This window comes from Pseudomonas sp. URMO17WK12:I12, assembly GCF_000514395.1.
Lineage (GTDB): Bacteria > Pseudomonadota > Gammaproteobacteria > Pseudomonadales > Pseudomonadaceae > Aquipseudomonas > Aquipseudomonas mucoides.
The window spans coordinates 137470-154321 of sequence record NZ_AZVV01000006.1 but is presented as its reverse complement, the minus strand read 5'-3'; the positions used below and the strand labels follow the sequence as shown (position 1 = coordinate 154321).

At 60.1% G+C, this 16852-nt stretch carries 15 protein-coding genes; 8 read left to right on the top strand and 7 right to left on the bottom strand.

Features of this window, described 5'->3' with window-relative positions:
• Positions 1-40: 40 nt before the first annotated feature.
• The 5 genes from D882_RS0108245 to D882_RS0108225 all read right to left on the bottom strand — a co-directional run bounded on the left by D882_RS0108245 (position 41) and on the right by D882_RS0108225 (position 5704).
• Positions 41-1306, bottom strand: a complete 1266-nt coding sequence (locus D882_RS0108245; protein WP_027922791.1) for a hypothetical protein — start codon at positions 1304-1306, stop codon at positions 41-43.
• On the bottom strand, positions 1303-1791 hold the full coding sequence (locus D882_RS0108240; RefSeq protein WP_027922790.1) for a CS1 type fimbrial major subunit: 489 nt from the start codon (positions 1789-1791) through the stop codon (positions 1303-1305). The genes D882_RS0108245 and D882_RS0108240 overlap by 4 nt, the downstream gene beginning before the upstream one ends.
• Positions 1792-1796: 5 nt before the next feature.
• Positions 1797-2537, bottom strand: a complete 741-nt coding sequence (locus tag D882_RS0108235) for a pilus assembly protein (RefSeq protein WP_027922789.1) — start codon at positions 2535-2537, stop codon at positions 1797-1799.
• 38 nt (positions 2538-2575) lie between these two features.
• Positions 2576-5098, bottom strand: coding sequence for a TcfC E-set like domain-containing protein (locus tag D882_RS0108230; protein WP_027922788.1), 2523 nt, complete (start codon positions 5096-5098; stop codon positions 2576-2578).
• Positions 5099-5212: 114 nt separating this feature from the next.
• Positions 5213-5704 (bottom strand): CS1 type fimbrial major subunit, encoded by a 492-nt coding sequence (locus D882_RS0108225; RefSeq protein ID WP_027922787.1) that lies wholly within the window; start codon positions 5702-5704, stop codon positions 5213-5215.
• 511 nt (positions 5705-6215) lie between these two features.
• On the opposite strand from D882_RS0108225, the gene D882_RS0108220 reads away from it, so the two are divergent.
• Positions 6216-6794, top strand: a complete 579-nt coding sequence (locus tag D882_RS0108220) for a PadR family transcriptional regulator (RefSeq protein WP_027922786.1) — start codon at positions 6216-6218, stop codon at positions 6792-6794.
• Positions 6791-7576: a siderophore-interacting protein gene (locus tag D882_RS0108215; protein ID WP_027922785.1), complete on the top strand. Its 786-nt coding sequence runs from the start codon at positions 6791-6793 to the stop codon at positions 7574-7576. The genes D882_RS0108220 and D882_RS0108215 overlap by 4 nt, the downstream gene beginning before the upstream one ends.
• Before the next feature lie 76 nt (positions 7577-7652).
• Here D882_RS0108215 and D882_RS0108210 read toward each other — a convergent pair whose 3' ends face one another.
• The gene (locus D882_RS0108210) at positions 7653-8291 is read right to left on the bottom strand and encodes a Pr6Pr family membrane protein (protein WP_032833469.1); all 639 of its coding nucleotides are present in this window, start codon (positions 8289-8291) and stop codon (positions 7653-7655) included.
• Positions 8292-8293: 2 nt separating this feature from the next.
• Complete coding sequence (locus tag D882_RS0108205) at positions 8294-8524, bottom strand: VF530 family DNA-binding protein (RefSeq protein ID WP_007944895.1); 231 nt, start codon at positions 8522-8524, stop codon at positions 8294-8296.
• 62 nt (positions 8525-8586) lie between these two features.
• Between D882_RS0108205 and D882_RS1000000132640 the strand changes: the two genes are divergently transcribed.
• From D882_RS1000000132640 to D882_RS0108180, 6 genes are all read left to right on the top strand, one after another.
• Entirely contained in the window at positions 8587-8781 is a 195-nt protein-coding gene (locus tag D882_RS1000000132640) for a hypothetical protein (protein WP_155953710.1), read from the top strand.
• A gap of 24 nt (positions 8782-8805) precedes the next feature.
• A complete protein-coding gene (locus tag D882_RS0108200) occupies positions 8806-10188 on the top strand; it encodes a carbohydrate porin (RefSeq protein WP_027922783.1) in 1383 nt (460 codons plus the stop codon).
• 233 nt (positions 10189-10421) lie between these two features.
• Positions 10422-12830, top strand: a complete 2409-nt coding sequence (locus D882_RS0108195; protein ID WP_027922782.1) for a glucose/quinate/shikimate family membrane-bound PQQ-dependent dehydrogenase — start codon at positions 10422-10424, stop codon at positions 12828-12830.
• A 276-nt stretch (positions 12831-13106) separates the two neighbouring features.
• A complete protein-coding gene (gene lon, locus D882_RS0108190) occupies positions 13107-15524 on the top strand; it encodes an endopeptidase La (RefSeq protein WP_027922781.1) in 2418 nt (805 codons plus the stop codon).
• Between the two features lie 191 nt (positions 15525-15715).
• Positions 15716-16108: a protease inhibitor I42 family protein gene (locus D882_RS0108185; protein ID WP_027922780.1), complete on the top strand. Its 393-nt coding sequence runs from the start codon at positions 15716-15718 to the stop codon at positions 16106-16108.
• Between the two features lie 2 nt (positions 16109-16110).
• A complete protein-coding gene (locus tag D882_RS0108180) occupies positions 16111-16761 on the top strand; it encodes a lysoplasmalogenase (RefSeq protein ID WP_027922779.1) in 651 nt (216 codons plus the stop codon).
• The last annotated feature ends 91 nt before the right edge of the window (positions 16762-16852 follow it).

Here is a 16852-nt window from a genome sequence, read left to right as displayed (position 1 = left end):
GCAATCCCTGATGCATCGGGTGATGCATCAGGGTTCACGCTTAACCCACCTGCGAATCCCAAACCACCGTGACAGTGCCCGAGTACGTTCTGGCGACACCGGGCTTGATCATATCCTCGACCTCATCCTGCGCAATTTCGAAGTGCAACGTGCCCGGTTTGCGATCGACATAAAAGCGCGGCTGGAACAGCTCGGTACCAATGCCGTCGCGCCGTAACGGCCGGCGGCTGACCGGTTGATCGGTGGCATCCACCAGGCCATTGGGCAGGGTCACGCTGACGTCGAGCGGGACGATATGGCCCGAAACCGGGTCGCGCACCGAGCAGCGGTTGCCATCGGTGCTGTACTGGCAGTCCAGGTTCATCTTGAAGCGACTCGATGAAGACACATTGAACGTCTGATCACGAAACAGCCGTGTGGGCTTGCGCCCTTGGGTCAGCCAGGCTTGCCAGCCGCCCTGCGGTACCAGCTCAACGCGATTGCCACCGGGTGGAATCTCGACCTTGAGGGTGTGCCGAACATCCAGGGAGAAGTTGAGGGTCAGTTGGTTGTCACTGGGGATCATGACATCGCCCATGTCGAAATCCTGACGTGGACCGACGGTGTACGGCATGGTGCCGGTGTATTTGCCCGACTTCATGGTCAGGGGGTTAGGCGTGCGCAGCTCATAAGCGAACACGAAGTAAAGGTAGCGAAAGGAAAGCGGAATATCGAACTTCGCCGTCTTGCTGCACACGCCCACCCCTCTGGCGACTCGCCAGAAACTGTTGTAGCCCGAGGGCCCTGCCGAGTGCCAACCCACACTTGAACAGGGTATCGGCGCATAGGCCCAACCGCCACCTACCCACAAGTCATCCCACCAACCTCCTCCGGTCAGTTCAGTGACAGGGCGGGGAATCGCAGCTTCGTGCCCGATCCCGCCGATACGAATGGAAAGCACCTCGCTATCACCCGACTCGTGGGTAACCATCACCTCTCTCCAGTCCGAGGGAACGCGGGCCATTCCTCCTTGCCGCGGGTCCGCATGGTTGGCCAGGATTGGCGCATTCGCCGTGAAGGAAATAGGCGCAATAAGGCTGAACAGCTTATAGGGCGCACAGGCTTGTGGAATCTGCCGGCAAAAACCTTCGGACGGGGTCATGTTGACGAACACGTTATTATTCGGCTTCGACGAATCCGGCTCGAACACCGCTTCGATGTCCATCACAGCGGCCTGTATGGGCAAGGCAAACACCGCACACAGCAGGCTGGCCGATGCAGCCCCCTTCAACGTCCGGGCTGATCGCTTATTCAATAAATTCATCATTTGGGCAACACCGCGTTGAAGACCATGTTGACGCTTCCAAAATAGTTGCCGGGTTTGTAAACCCCATCGGCGGGTGGCACAGGCAGCACTTCCAGTAAAACCCGCTTGCCCTGCGCGGCGTCGATCAGCGAAACCACCTCGCGGCTTTCCCCCTCGTTCAACAACTTTTCGTTGAACAGCACGCGCAATCCAATGTCATGGGCCTGCGTCCCGTTAGACAAGTAAGGCCTGCCCTCAAGGCGGGCTTCGATGGAACCGGCTTCGCTCTTCACATCGAAATACTTGCGCAAGCCGCCCAGGGTCGAGGTCGTCAGATTCCATGGCAATGACTGTTCGCGGTGAATCCAGCCGGGGTCTGCGGGAATGACGTAAAACGCCTGGCTCGGGACCGTCACGAATACTTCAAAGTGCTGCACTTCGCGGGCCGCGAACGCACCCTGGCAGGCCATTGCCGACACCATCAGGACCGTCAGTTGTCTGAACATAGTCATCAGCCTTTCACATCGAGTTTCTTGCGGCTCTCGCCTTCAACCAGCGTGAAGCGGTACTCGCGGCCAGCCTGTTTCTCGAACTCGAAATGGCGGCCGGCCAGAACATGATGCTTGGTGGTCGGCTGGCAGTCCTGGTCATTCTTGACCGAGCAATCCTTGAACTCATCGATCACCACCACGGTGTTGCCGGTATTGCGGATCCGGTACCTGGCCGCCTCGTTTTCGATCACGCTGGCGTAACGCGGGGCCTTGGGGCGAACGAAAAACACCGCGCCATACCCGGCCAGCACCGTGACCCCGGCGGACAGGGCTTTCTTGTACTGCTCACGCTCCTCGCCGGAGACGGCGAATTCGTCTTCCTTCTCGGGCACCACCGGTATGAAACGCACACGGAAATAGCGCTCTTTGTCGCGCTCGCCCATGTACAGCAACCGCGTGCCCTGCATGCCACTGGCGGGCACGATCAGTCGCGCCGGGCTGGCCATCAAGCCATCCCGGGAATTGCCCTCGGCATTAGATTTGAGCGGCACCTCCCGCGACTTGCCATCGGCGTCGTAGAGGATTTCAAGGATGTTGACCTTGACGAAAGCGGTGCTGTCGCCGCCGTTATAGACGCGTTTCAAAAAGGTACTTTTGTCACCGTCCAGGTAGTCGTAGACCGTGCCGATATTGATGTTCGGCCCGGCATGTGCCGTCTGGGTGAACAAACAAAAACCAATCAGTGCCAACCGACGTTTCATCGTCATTTACCTCATAAAAAAATTCGGGGTGTCGGGCATCAGCCTGCCGTCGGCGTCTCAAGCGTCAGGTCCGCCAGGGTGTCCGGCGTGCAACGCAGATCGCCAATCATCAGCACGTTGTTTTCCGTGCGGCCACGGCTCGGGTCGAGGCGGAACTGGCACAGCAACTGGTTGCCGTGGCGCACTTCCAGGGTCGGGGAACCGGCGTTCATTTCCATGGAGAAGAAGCCGTCCACCTCACTGACCCCGCGACTGGCGTGGTTGATGATGTGATGGCCCTTGAGCGGGTTGCCCTGGGGGTCGATCAGGCGACCGAGGACAGTGAGGGTTCGCATCACGCGAATCTGGCGATAATCCACGCCGCCCTTGTTCAGGTGATAACTGGAACGGACCGGCTGGATGGTCGCGGCAGGCACGTGGTTGCCTTCGAAATCGAAACTGACGGAGCTGCTTTTGTAGGCCGTGATCGGCACAAAATTGCGTCCGGGCTTGAGGACTGCGCTGCCACCGCTCAGATCGTCGGCACGTAAAGTGATGTCTTCGATGTCCGATTCGACATCGATGATCATGCCCGCACCGTTTCGGTGGTATTGGCTGGTCACGACCATTTTTTGCCCGCCGACGGCGACGGTGCTGTCGAGGTTCAGACCACCGGTGAAGTCGTTGTTGTAAGAGGAGCGCTGGATAAATCCGTCGGCGTTGGCCAGGTCCGATCGCATCGTCGCCATCGCGTTCATGCCGATGCCATAGGTGTCGGTGATCGCCGTGGCGGAAACGCTTTGCAGCAGGTGGTCCTGCAAGTCTTTGCGGTAAGTGATCGAGGCATTGTTGTCACGCCCGCCATCGCGATCGGTGCGGGTGCCGATGCTGCCGGACAACTGTTCTCCCGGGCCACCCAGCGCCACGCTCACGCTCAGGTCAAGGCCGCGATTTCGATCATTGCCCGAACTGACGCTGCCCGGCCTGTCGAACAGCGACAGGCGCCAATTGGCGTCGCTGCCAAACAGTTGCGTGCGTTGAGTCCAACCCAGGTCCACGCCGACGCCTTCGGTGTTGCCTTCACTGTGGGACACCCGGGCATTGACCGAACTTTTGCTGGTGAGGCGATGATTGAGAGACAAGGACGAGTTACTGGTCTGACCGATAAATACATTGCGCTGCCGCACGCGCGTGCCGTCGGGCAAAGTGTCGTAGAGCCGGGTGGTGTCGAGCCAGCTGCGGTTATGGCTGGCGACGAGGCTGCCGCTGCCGTAGGAATAAAGCCCCTGCACGTCGAAACCGGTGCCGTAGTCCTCGGTCTTGTAGACGTTGGCGAAGACGCTGGCGTTGTGGACGATGGCCCAGTCGACCGATGTGCCGTATTGCAGGGTGTCTTTCACTTGCCGACCCGACAGGCCGAGAATCACCCGCGGGTGCAGCAGGAAGTTGAATGCGGCGCCGGCAGTCATGTCGCCATCGGCCTGCTCATCCCAGTTGCTGAGCATTTTCGATTCACGCCCGGCAAACAGGTTGTAGCGCCAGCGCTCGTCATGATTGCGCCAATTGTTGGGCTTGTAGACCAGCTCCTGCGTGCTGGAGGTGATCTGGCCGTCTTCGATCAGCCGCACTTCCACGTCATAGATGCCGCCGGGCAATGGCCGCGTATCGAGGGTCTGCAAACCGGCGGGTATCGCCTGAGTATTGATCAGCAAGCCGTCGCGGTAGATCTCCACCGAGCCCTGACGATTGGCCGTGACATAGATCGGGTAGACCGCCGGTTTCGGGTTATTGATGGCCAGGCTGTCGGAGCTGCCGTACATGACGCCGAGCGCGGTGTCGGGGTTGGCGCCGAAGGAGCGCGGCTGACGGGTCAGGCCTTCCGAGGTGGGCGTGAACAAGCCCAGGCGCAGGAAGTTGCCTTCCAGTTCGCGCTGGGTAAAGAGCTCGTGCATGGCGTGATAGAGCTGATTGTCCACACCACCGAGGCGTGACAACTGCAGGTTGACCGCCTGGGTCCAGTTGCCCAGGCTGCTGCTCGCTTCCAGACCGTATCGACCACCGAGGTCCTGGTTCTGGCCGCCATTGAGGTTCAGCTGGTTGCGCACGATCAACCCGGTGCTGCCGCCTTCGGGCTGGTTGTAATAGCGCTGCACCTGATCATCGCGTTCGGCGTTTTGCGTGAGGATCGACACCAGCGAGTTTTCCAGGCTGTAGTGCACGGCCAGCAGTTGTTCGGGGCAATTGGCTTGGCAGGCGCCCAGCACCACGCCTTGTTTCAGGTAGTTGGCCCAGATGTCGCGCTCGCTGGGCTTGATCATGCTGTCGCTGACATCGGTGAAGTCAACGAGGGTTATTCGATCGTCGCGGGTCAGCACGACCATCGCCTCACCGAGAAACTGTTGATCAAGTTCCACGCGCACCGCCAGCGGCACATCAAAGAAGTGCTCTTCGAACTCGCTCGGTAATCCCTTGGCTTGCGCAAGTAAACTTCGGGGTGTGTGGCCGTTGTCCGCTGGCGCGGCCAGGGCAGTCGCACAAAAACATAGGGCAAGCGCCGTCGCGATGGGAGTCATCGGGAACATGAACGAAATACTCTGGAGATAAATTCGTTGAAACCCGATCGACAGGCACAACCTCCCTGGCGATCGGTGAACGTTGCCAAGTAAGACAGAACTTACTTACAGCACGCGCTTACTTCAGATGCGCGGAATGGCATCAAAGATGACGACCGGGTTGGCGGTGTAGATCCCCACCTGACTGTTGCCCGGCTTCTCTGCCGTAATCACCAGGTCGGCGCGCATGCCACCGTTGGATTCGGCGTCGCCGACGACTTCCTGAGAATCAGCGGTCAATGGCGTGCCATTGAAGGTGTAAGTCAGAGGAATGTTCAAGGCTGGATTACCATTGAACAGCGGAGTAGGACCGCCCACGACATAAGCGCCGACCGAGCCATTGGTGTGTTGAACATCATAGGTGCCACGGACTTCCGTCAGGGTGCCGGAGCCGACGACATACTGCATTTTCTCGTCTTTGCCGAAGTCTTTGTCTACAGGCTGAGCGTGGAAGACCTTGCTCGGAATATCAGCGGTAATGTTGATGGAGGTGCGCGATTCTTCCGCCGCGAACGCCATCGAAGTGCTCAGGGCCAGGAGGGTCATCGGAACGGCGATTGCAAACGTCTTGAACATTATTGTGTACCTGTATTTTTTCAAAGGATTGGACCGAGGAAAGTTGGGCAAGCGGAAATCTCTCCATACGGTGATGGCGATTTCGCTTAACTTTCGACGCCAAAGAATGATCGTCCAATCCCATGAGAAAGTAAGTACGCAACTTCCGAAGAACATGTAGTAACAACGGCGTTCGAACAATAGGAAAAACACTGGAAAAACGCCAACTCGATTGTTTTACCCTCAGAGAAATACTACACACAGTTTTCACCTGAAAAAGCACACAGATAGGAACTAATTGAATTCCAAAAGATGAAGACTACTTATCTTGCAACAGCGGAACAATTATCAATCGATGAGCCTCCATGATTAGTTTAATTGCTCTAAAAGAGCAACCCATACCGTATTCCTCATCGCTCAGCGCGTCTGGCCGTCAAGCGGTGGCGCAGACCGACCATTGGTCCAGTAGGCTTGCGCTCACCTAAAGATATATCTTAAGTTGTATCTAAACACGACGAGAGAAGACGCAAAAATGAGAGACCATCATTCCCACCGAGACCATAGCGACAGCCGCGACGGCTTCGAGAAACGCCCTGGCCCCGGCCGTGAACGCGGTGGCCGCGGCCCCCGGGTGTTTGCCCCCGGCGACCTGAAACTGCTGCTGTTGGCGTTGATCGCGGAGCAGCCCTGCCACGGCTATGACCTGATCCGTCAGATCGAAAGCATGTTCGACGGCGCCTACTGCCCCAGCCCCGGCGTGATCTACCCGACCCTGACCTTTCTCGAAGAAAGCGAAATGATTCTGGGCGATGCCGAAGGCGGCAAAAAACGCTACACCGTCACCGACGCCGGACGTCTGTCATTGACCGAACAGGCGATTGCGCTGGACGGCGTGCGGATGCGCATCGAGGTCAGCAAGCGCTCGCTGCGCGGTCATGACCGTCCCGCCGAGATCCACGAGGCGGTGCACAACTTGCGTCACGCCTTGCAGATGCACCACGGCCGCTGGAGCCCGGAAGAAATCCTGCGGGTGCGCGACCTGCTCAACAACACCGCCAAGGCCATCGTCGACGGCCCTGCCGTTCAACCCGTTCAGGAGCAAGCCGAATGAGTGAAGTGATCGTGCAATCCATCCACCGTGTCATGCATGAAATCAAACGCCGTCGTCTGCAAGTGTTGCGCGTGGTCGACCTGACGCCGCGCATGCGCCGGATTACCCTGGGCGGGCCGGAGCTGGCCGGCTTCGTCAGCCTCGGTACGGACGACCACGTCAAACTGCTGTTCCCGCAGACCGCGGCGGAACACGCGGCGCTGGAAACGCTGGTGCTCGGCGCGGGCAAGGACAACGGGCCGATGCCAGCGATGCGCGACTACACGCCACGTCGTTACGACCTCGACACGCTGGAACTGGACATCGATTTCGTGCTGCACGGCGACGGCCCTGCCTCGACCTGGGCCGAGCAAGCCAAACCCGGCCAGTTCCTGCACATCGGTGGGCCACGCGGCTCGATGATCGTGCCGGACATGTTCGACAGCTACCTGCTGATCGGCGACGAAACCGCCCTGCCCGCCATCGCCCGTCGCCTCGAAGGCCTGGCGGCCAATCGCCGTGCGCTGGTGGTTGTGGAAGTGGAGAACGGCGCTGAACAACAACGCCTGGAAAGCGCCGCGCAGGTCCATGTGATCTGGGTGCTGCGCGAAGGCGGCAAGGACAACCTGCTGACGACCGTGAAGCAACTGCAAGTGCCGAGCGGCAATCTCTATGCGTGGGTGGCGACGGAGACCAAAGTGTCGCGGCAGATTCGGCGGGTCTTGCTTGATGAGCACGGCTTGAATGAGCAGAGGGTCAAAGCAGTCGGCTACTGGCGATTGGATGACAGCGACGATGAATAACTAAAGGTTACCTGTCTTCCCTGTGGCGAGGGGACTTGCCCCTTCGCCACAGCAGCTCCCTCGCCATAGTTCAGGTTCACTTTCGGGCAAGCCACCGATCCAGCCCGATCACCATCAGCGCAACGATCACAAACCCCACCAACAATCCCCCCGCATTCACAAACACCTGTGGATAACCCAACTTATCCACATCAATGAACGGATAGGGATAAACCGCCAGCAGATGCCCGCGCCACAACACATAGGCGAAGTACCCCAGCGGGTAAATCACCCACAGGCCAATGTGCCGCAGCCGTAACGTACCTTTGGGCACGCACCTCCACCAATAGGCCAGAAACAGCAGCGGCATGATGTCGTGCAGCACTTCATCCGCCAGGAACTGCCAGCCTTCGGGGTGCCACAAATGCCGCAGCAACACGCTGTACGCCAGCCCCACCACAGCGATGCTCACGGCAATCGCGCTGCTCACCCACGGCTGCAAAAACCAGCGTCGAGCCGCAGACTCGCGAGACGTCCATTCGCAGGTCAGAACCGTCGCCACCAGCGTGTTGGTCAGCACCGTGAAATAGCTGAAAAAGCTCACCAGACCGCCGATCAACCTGGCATCCAGCGTCCAGCGCGAATACAGAATCAGGTACAGCTGAATGGCCAGTCCCGCCCAGCCCAGTACCGCCGCAGCGGCCACAAAACGACGCCTCGCGACCGAGCCCTGCATGTTCAGACCGGTCGCTTGGTGCGCATCAACTTCACGTACAAACGCTCGACTTTCTCCCGGGCCCACGGGGTTTTGCGCAGGAACGTCAGGCTCGACTTGATGCTCGGGTCGCTCTTGAAGCAGCGGATATCAATGCGCTCGGCCAGCCCCGACCATTCGTAATGTTCAACCAGGGCGTTGAGGATTTGTTCCAGCGTCACGCCATGCAGCGGGTTGTTGTTCTGTTCGGTCATGCCGGGCCTTCGAGCGATGTAAGGAGTGGGAAGCCGCGCACCTTAGCCGAGGGTGTGATCGGGTGGAAGCGCTGCGTGCGCTATCAGTCAATGTAGGTGACGTTGAAGATCGCCGCCCGACACTGTTACCAAATCTGAAACGATCCATGTCCATAAAAGCCCTTTCTCTATTTGTAACAGAACATTATCCTTGCGCCGCCAAGCTGAAACGCTTCTTCAAACTGCTTTACGCCCTGCTGCACTCCATAATTCCCTAGAAAAAGACCCAGAATTTCTTCTCTATGCCTTACTTTCAAACTTCGCGAGACAGCGCTGTCTGCACAGCTATCGCCAGCCGAAAAGCCCTGAACCTGATCGGTGGACTCACCGCACTGGGCTTTGCCACCTGCACCCAGGCGGCGCCCGCCTTCGATAGCGATTCACCGTGGATGCTCGGCGACTGGAACGGCACGCGCACCGAACTTGCGGAAAAAGGCTACGACTTCAAAGTCGATTACACCGGCGAAATGGGCAGCAACCTGCATGGCGGCTACGACCATGACCGCACCGCGCGCTACAGCGACCAGTTCGGTTTCGGCACGCACCTGGATTTGCAGAAAATCCTCGGTTGGGACGACGCTGAATTTCAGCTGACCATCACCGAGCGCAACGGCAACAACATCAGCAACGACCGCATCAACGATCCGCGCGTGGGCGGCTTTACTTCGGCCCAGGAAGTCTGGGGCCGTGGGCAAACCTGGCGCCTGACGCAGATGTGGTACCAGCAGAAATTCTTCGACCAGAAGCTCGACATCAAGGCCGGTCGTTTTGGCGAAGGCGAAGACTTCAACAGCTTCCCCTGCGACTTCCAGAACCTGGCGTTCTGCGGCTCCCAAGTCGGTAACTGGGTCGGCGACGTCTGGTACAACTGGCCGGTCAGCCAATGGGCGTTGCGCGTCAAATATCACCTGACACCGGAGCTGTATGCGCAGGTCGGTGCCTACGAGCAAAACCCGTCGAACCTGGATCGCGACAACGGTTTCAAGCTCAGCGGCAGCGGCACCCAGGGCGCGATTTTGCCGGTGGAACTGGTGTGGACGCCGAAACTCAACGGCCTTCCGGGCGAATACCGCGCCGGTTATTACTACAGCAGCGCCAGCGCCACCGATGTCTATAAGGACAGCAATGGTCAGCCGGCGGCCCTGAGTGGCGAAGCCTATCGCAGTGCATCGAGCAAACACGGCGTATGGCTTGGCATTCAGCAGCAGATCACCAGCGTCGCCAGCGATAACAGCCGTGGTTTGAACGTGTTTGCCAACGGCACGATGCACGACAAGAAGACCAACGCCATCGACAACTACGTCCAGGCTGGCGTGGTCTACAAGGGCTTGTTCGACGCGCGCGCCAAAGACGACATCGGCTTCGCCCTGGCCCGGGTTCACGTCAACCCGGCCTACCGCAAAAACGCCGAGGCGACCAATCAGGCCCGCGCCGTCTTCAACTACGACGATCCGTCGTACCTGCCGCCGCAAGACACTGAATACAGCGCCGAGCTCTATTACGGCGTGCATGTGACGAACTGGCTGACCGTGCGCCCGAACCTGCAATACATCCGCCATCCCGGTGGCGTGGACCAGGTCGATGACGCCCTGATTGGCGGGATCAAGATCACTTCATCCTTCTGACCCACACCACACCCCCCATAGGAGCAGAGCTTGCTCACGATGACAGAGTGTCAGTTGACGAAGATGCGGTCTGACACACCGCCATCGCGAGCAAGCACTGCTCCTACAAGGGTTGCAACACCTGAACAAGCTCTAACCAAGTTTCACTTTTATAACTGAACCATGCCCACGCCAGATCGTCATCTACAGTGAACTTGCGCGGGACTACTTAAAACGTCACGGAGAACCACACTATGAGCACTGATGGTGCTTTGAGTCGAAGCCGTCTGTTGCCGAGCCTGCTCGGCATCCTGCTTCTGCTAATGGGCCTGGCCATGCTGGCAGGCGGGATCAAGCTAAGCATGCTCGGCGGCTCGCTGTATTACCTGCTGGCCGGTATCGGCCTGACGCTGACCGGCGTGCTGCTGATGATGGCCCGCCGCGCTGCGCTGGGCCTGTACGCATTGGTGCTGTTCGCCAGCACCGTTTGGGCACTGTGGGAAGTCGGCCTCGACTGGTGGCAACTGGTGCCGCGCCTGGCGCTGTGGTTTGCGCTGGGTATCGTCATGCTGCTGCCATGGTTCCGTCGCCCGCTGCTGCGCGAAGGCGCTGCACCGATGGGCACCGGCGCCCTGAGCGTCGCCGTGGTCGTGGCGGGCGTGGCCGCATTGGCCAGCCAGTTCACCAGCCCGGGTGAAATCAAAGGCCAACTGGACCGCGACAGCGTGCCCGGCATGACCAACACCGCGCCGGCCATGCCCGACGGCGACTGGAACTCCTACGGCCGCAGCGCTCACGGTGATCGTTACTCGCCCCTGGCACAGATCACCCCGCAAAACGCGCACAAACTGGTCCCGGCGTGGACTTACCGCACTGGCGACCTGCCGGGTCCGAACGATCCGGGCGAGACCACCGCTGAAAACACCCCGCTGAAAGTCAACGGCATGCTGTACGTGTGCACGCCGCACAGCCAGGTGATCGCGCTGGACCCGGACACCGGCAAGGAAATCTGGCGTTTCGACCCTAAGCTCTCCACGCAAAACGCGGCGAACTTCAAGGGGTGGGCGCACATGACCTGCCGTGGCGTGTCGTACCACGATGACGCCGTCTACGCCTCCGAGCAGAGCCCGACCGGCAGCGCCAGCGCCGCTGTCACCAACGCCTGCCCACGCCGGATCTTCCTGCCGACCGCCGACACCCGTCTGATCGCCCTCAACGCTGACACCGGCAAGATGTGCGAAGACTTCGGCGACAAGGGCCAGGTTGACCTGCGCGCCAACATCGGCGGCTTCACCGCCGGCGGTTACTACTCCACCTCGCCTCCTGCGGTCACCAAAGACCTGGTGGTGATTGGCGGCCACGTGACTGACAACGTCTCCACCGACGAGCCAAGCGGCGTGATCCGTGCGTTCGACGTGCACACCGGCAAACTGGTGTGGAACTGGGACAGCGGCAAGCCGGACGACACCACGCCGATTGCCGAAGGCCAGACCTACACCCGCAATTCGCCGAACATGTGGTCCATGTTCGCGGTCGACGAAAAACTCGGCATGCTCTACCTGCCGATGGGCAACCAGACGCCGGACCAGTTCGGTGGCGCTCGCACCCCTGAATCGGAACTGCACGCCGCCGGCCTGACCGCGCTGGACATCGCCACCGGCAAAGTGCGCTGGCACTTCCAGTTCACCCACCATGACCTGTGGGACATGGACGTCGGCGGCCAGCCAACCCTGATGGACCTGAAAACCGCTGACGGCGTGAAGCCGGCGGTACTCGCGTCCACCAAGCAAGGCAGCATCTACGTGCTGGACCGCAGCACCGGCAAAGCCATTGTGCCGATCAACGAAGTGCCGGTGCCACAAGGCGCTGTCGCCGGTGATCACACCTCGCCGACCCAACCCAAGTCCGACCTCAACTTCATGCCGCCGCCGTTGAAAGAGCGCGACATGTGGGGTGTCACGCCGTTCGACCAACTGGTCTGCCGGATCACCTTCAAATCCCTGCGCTACGACGGCCCGTTCACCCCGCCATCGCTGCAAGGTTCGATCGTTTATCCGGGTAACTTCGGCGTGTTCGACTGGGGCGGTGTCTCGGTGGATCCGGTGCGTCAGATCCTGTTCGTGAACCCGGACTGGATGGCCTTCAAATCGAAGCTGATCCCGGCTGCGGAAATCGCTGCCCAAGGCCCGCGTAAAAGCGAAACCGAAGGCGTACAGCCAAACAAAGGCGCGCCGTACGGCGTCGTCCTCGAACCCCTGCTGTCGCCGATGGGCCTGCCGTGCCAGGCACCGGCGTGGGGTTACGTGGCCGCGGTCGATCTGACCACCCATGAAAAAATCTGGATGCACAAGAACGGCACCGTGCGCGACAGCTCACCGGTTCCGATCCCGTTGAGCATGGGCGTACCCAGCCTGGGCGGCACCTTCACCACCGCCGGTGGCGTCGCGTTCCTCAGCGGCACCCTCGACCAATACCTGCGCGCCTACGACGTGAAAAACGGCAAGCAACTGTGGGAAGGCCGCCTGCCGGCCGGCGCCCAAACCACACCGATGACCTACACCGGCAAGGACGGCAAGCAATACGTGCTGGTTGTTGCCGGCGGTCACGGGTCGCTGGGCACCAAGCAAGGCGACTATGTGATGGCGTACAAACTGTCCGAGTAAGTTCTAGCGGCGGTTAATGGAAAGGCGACTCCTGCGAGGGGGTCGCCTTTTTTGTGGCCACTATTTTTGTCACCCCACTCCTACAATTGGACTGGGTTCATCTGCTACTGCTGGGTCGGCTATCAGGCGGGCAAGTTGGCGCGGTGCATCTACACTGGACAGGTCAACACACTCACCTGTCCAGCCCCTGAACACACACCTTGAAATATCCCGTGCCATTGAAACCACCCCCCACCTGCCCCATCTAACACCCATACCCCATTGCGCAGGTGCCCCATGAGCGACCAGCAAGACTTCCCCGAAGACCCGAGCGAGTACAACGAAGCCGAGCAAATCGAACACCACGCCACCGGCAAAGGCCTCGCCCTGCCCGGCCAGAACCTGCCGGACAAGGTCTACATCATCCCGATCCACAACCGCCCGTTCTTCCCGGCCCAAGTACTGCCGGTCATCGTCAACGAAGAACCCTGGGCCGAAACCCTCGACCTGGTCAGCAAGGCCGATCACCACTCCCTGGCCCTGTTCTACATGGACACGCCCCAGGAAGACCCGCGCCATCTCAACACCGGCGCACTCCCCGAGTACGGCACCCTGGTCAAGGTGCACCACGCCAGCCGTGAAAACGGCAAACTGCAATTCGTCGCCCAGGGCCTGACCCGGGTGCGCATCAAGACCTGGCTCAAGCACCATCGCCCGCCGTACCTGGTGGAAGTCGAATACCCGCACCAGCCCACCGAGCCGACCGACGAGGTCAAGGCCTACGGCATGGCGCTGATCAACGCGATCAAGGAACTGCTGCCGCTCAACCCGCTGTACAGCGAAGAGCTGAAAAACTACCTCAACCGCTTCAGCCCCAACGACCCGTCGCCGCTGACCGACTTCGCCGCCGCCCTGACCTCCGCCACCGGTGGCGAACTGCAAGAAGTGCTCGACTGCGTGCCCATGCTCAAGCGCATGGAAAAAGTCCTGCCGATGCTGCGCAAGGAAGTCGAAGTTGCGCGCCTGCAGAAAGAGATTTCCGCCGAAGTTAACCGCAAGATCGGCGAGCATCAGCGCGAGTTCTTCCTCAAGGAACAACTCAAGGTCATCCAGCAAGAGCTGGGCCTGACCAAAGACGATCGCAGCGCTGACATCGAGCAGTTCGAGCAACGCCTCACCGGCAAAGTGCTCTCGCCGCAGGCGCAGAAACGCATCGAAGAGGAAATGAACAAGCTGTCGATCCTCGAGACCGGCTCGCCGGAGTACGCGGTCACCCGCAACTACCTCGACTGGGCGACCTCGGTGCCGTGGGGCGTGTACGGCGAGGACAAACTCGACCTCAAGCACGCGCGCAAGGTACTGGACAAACACCATGCCGGCCTCGACGACATCAAGGACCGCATCCTCGAATTCCTCGCGGTCGGTGCTTACAAAGGCGAGATCAGCGGCTCTATCGTGCTGCTGGTCGGCCCGCCGGGCGTGGGTAAAACCAGCGTCGGCAAGTCCATCGCCGAATCCCTTGGCCGGCCGTTCTACCGCTTCAGCCTCGGCGGCATGCGCGACGAAGCCGAGATCAAGGGCCACCGCCGCACCTACATCGGCGCGCAACCGGGCAAACTCGTACAGGCGTTGAAAGACGTCGAAGTGATGAACCCGGTGATCATGCTCGATGAGATCGACAAGATGGGCCAAAGCTATCAGGGCGACCCGGCCTCGGCGCTGCTGGAAACCCTCGATCCGGAACAGAACGTCGAATTCCTCGACCACTATCTGGACCTGCGTCTGGACCTGTCGAAAGTGCTGTTCGTGTGCACCGCCAACACCCTGGACTCAATCCCCGGCCCGTTGCTGGACCGGATGGAAGTGATTCGCCTGTCGGGTTACATCACCGAAGAAAAAATCGCCATCGCCAAGCGTCACCTGTGGCCGAAACAACTGGAAAAGGCCGGCGTGTCCAAAGGCAGCCTGAGCATCAGCGACAGCGCGCTCAAAGCCTTGATCGACGGTTACGCCCGCGAAGCCGGTGTGCGCCAGTTGGAAAAACAACTGGGCAAACTGGTGCGCAAAGCCGTGGTGAAATTGATCGACGACCCCAAAGCCGTCATCAAACTCGGCCCCAAAGACCTCGAAACCTCACTCGGTCATCCGGTGTTCCGCAACGAGCAAGTGTTGTCCGGCACCGGCGTTATCACCGGTCTGGCCTGGACCAGCATGGGCGGCGCGACCTTGCCGATCGAAGCGACGCGGATCCACACGCTGAACCGTGGCTTCAAACTCACCGGGCAATTGGGTGATGTGATGAAAGAGTCGGCGGAAATCGCCTACAGCTACGTCAGTTCCAACCTGAAATCGTTTGGCGGCGATCCGAAATTCTTCGACGAAGCCTTCGTCCACCTCCACGTCCCGGAAGGCGCCACCCCGAAAGACGGCCCGAGCGCCGGCGTGACCATGGCCAGCGCCCTGCTCTCGCTCGCACGCAACCAGCCGCCGAAAAAAGGCGTGGCCATGACCGGCGAACTGACGTTGACCGGGCACGTCCTGCCAATTGGCGGGGTACGCGAGAAGGTGATTGCGGCGCGGCGGCAGAAGATCTTCGAGTTAATCTTGCCGGAGCCTAACCGTGGCAGCTTTGAGGAGCTGCCGGATTATCTGAAAGAAGGGATCACCGTGCATTTCGCCAAGCGCTTTGCGGATGTGGCGAAGATATTGTTCTGATCGTTAGGTAGTGCCTGGACCACTGCTTTCGCGAGCAGGCTTGCTCCCACTGGGTTATTGCAATCCATGGTGGGAGCGGGCTTGCCCGCGAAGGCGTCGGCACTGACGGCGCAAATCCCCAGCGCTGTCACACTTTGTCTCATCTTCAGTTATGCTCGCCGTTCGTCGTGAACGCCGGAGCCGCTGACCCTATGTCCCCCACTCGCTTGTTTGTCCCCCTCGCCCTTTCCTTGCTGGCCGCCTGCGCCACGCAGCCGAAACAGAACGTGACCGTGGAAAAACAAAGCCAATGCCCGGTGAAACTCAACAACGGGCAAAACTTGATCCTGACCCTGCCGAGCAACCCGAGTACGGGTTACCGCTGGGCGATCCAGGATTCGGCCGGTGGTGTGCTGCATGCGCTCAGCCCCGAGGTGTACAGCAACCCCGAGGACGCTGGCATCGTCGGCAGCGCCGGTATTTCGACCTGGCGCTTTCAGGCGTTTGCCGCCGGCACCGGGCGTTTGCGCCTGACCTCGCAGCAGCCTTGGGCGCCGGAAGTGTTGCCGGTGGACACCTTCGATTGCGCGATTTCGGTTAACTGATCGTGGGCTGGCTGATTCTGGCGCTGATGGGCGCGGTGACCTTCCTGTATGGCGTAAGCGTGCACGCGACGTTGCTTTGTCTGCTGGTCAAACCGTTGCCAGTACTGGCCCTGCTCGGCTGGCTGCATGACGCGCCGCCCAGCGACTATCGACGCTGGATCAGCCTTGGCCTGATTTTCTCGCTGCTGGGCGATGTGTTGCTGGCCTGGCCGGGGGATCTGTTTGTGTTTGGTCTCGGGGCGTTTCTGGTTGCACACCTGGCTTATCTCAAAGCCTATTTGAGCGATTGCCGGCGGTTGGCGGCGTTGCCCTTGGTGATTGCCCTGGGCGTCGGCGCAGTATTGTTGGGGATTTTGATTTCCCACGGTCTCGGCCCATTGCTGGTTCCGGTGATTGTTTATGGCCTGGCCATCAGCGCAATGCTCTGGCGGGCACTGGCTCGCTTGGGCACGGAGGTGCCAAAACGCTCGGCACTGCTGGCGGCGGCAGGTGCGCTGGCGTTTGTGTTCTCCGACAGCGTGATTGGTATCAGCCGCTTTGTGGCGCCGTTCGATGCGGCGCCTTACGTGATCATCGTCAGTTACTGGCTGGGGCAGTGGGGGATCACGGCGTCGGCGTTCGGCCCCCAGTATCAAGCACGCCACACGCTGTAGCAGCTGCCGAAGGCTGAGTTCGAGGGCAAAGCCCTCGCCTCCCAAACAACATCAATCGTACTTAAGGGACGCAAAACAAGGCACGACTGCT

Excerpts from the sequence above, each read along its gene's own strand:
- D882_RS0108245 (WP_027922791.1), bottom strand. The coding sequence starts at position 1,306 with ATGATGAATTTATTGAATAAGCGATCAGCCCGGACGTTGAAGGGGGCT.
- D882_RS0108240 (WP_027922790.1), bottom strand. The coding sequence starts at position 1,791 with ATGTTCAGACAACTGACGGTCCTGATGGTGTCGGCAATGGCCTGCCAG.
- D882_RS0108235 (WP_027922789.1), bottom strand. The coding sequence starts at position 2,537 with ATGAAACGTCGGTTGGCACTGATTGGTTTTTGTTTGTTCACCCAGACG.
- D882_RS0108230 (WP_027922788.1), bottom strand. The coding sequence starts at position 5,098 with ATGTTCCCGATGACTCCCATCGCGACGGCGCTTGCCCTATGTTTTTGT.
- D882_RS0108225 (WP_027922787.1), bottom strand. The coding sequence starts at position 5,704 with ATGTTCAAGACGTTTGCAATCGCCGTTCCGATGACCCTCCTGGCCCTG.
- D882_RS0108220 (WP_027922786.1), top strand. The coding sequence starts at position 6,216 with ATGAGAGACCATCATTCCCACCGAGACCATAGCGACAGCCGCGACGGC.
- D882_RS0108215 (WP_027922785.1), top strand. The coding sequence starts at position 6,791 with ATGAGTGAAGTGATCGTGCAATCCATCCACCGTGTCATGCATGAAATC.
- D882_RS0108210 (WP_032833469.1), bottom strand. The coding sequence starts at position 8,291 with ATGCAGGGCTCGGTCGCGAGGCGTCGTTTTGTGGCCGCTGCGGCGGTA.
- D882_RS0108205 (WP_007944895.1), bottom strand. The coding sequence starts at position 8,524 with ATGACCGAACAGAACAACAACCCGCTGCATGGCGTGACGCTGGAACAA.
- D882_RS0108200 (WP_027922783.1), top strand. The coding sequence starts at position 8,806 with ATGCCTTACTTTCAAACTTCGCGAGACAGCGCTGTCTGCACAGCTATC.
- D882_RS0108195 (WP_027922782.1), top strand. The coding sequence starts at position 10,422 with ATGAGCACTGATGGTGCTTTGAGTCGAAGCCGTCTGTTGCCGAGCCTG.
- lon (WP_027922781.1), top strand. The coding sequence starts at position 13,107 with ATGAGCGACCAGCAAGACTTCCCCGAAGACCCGAGCGAGTACAACGAA.
- D882_RS0108185 (WP_027922780.1), top strand. The coding sequence starts at position 15,716 with ATGTCCCCCACTCGCTTGTTTGTCCCCCTCGCCCTTTCCTTGCTGGCC.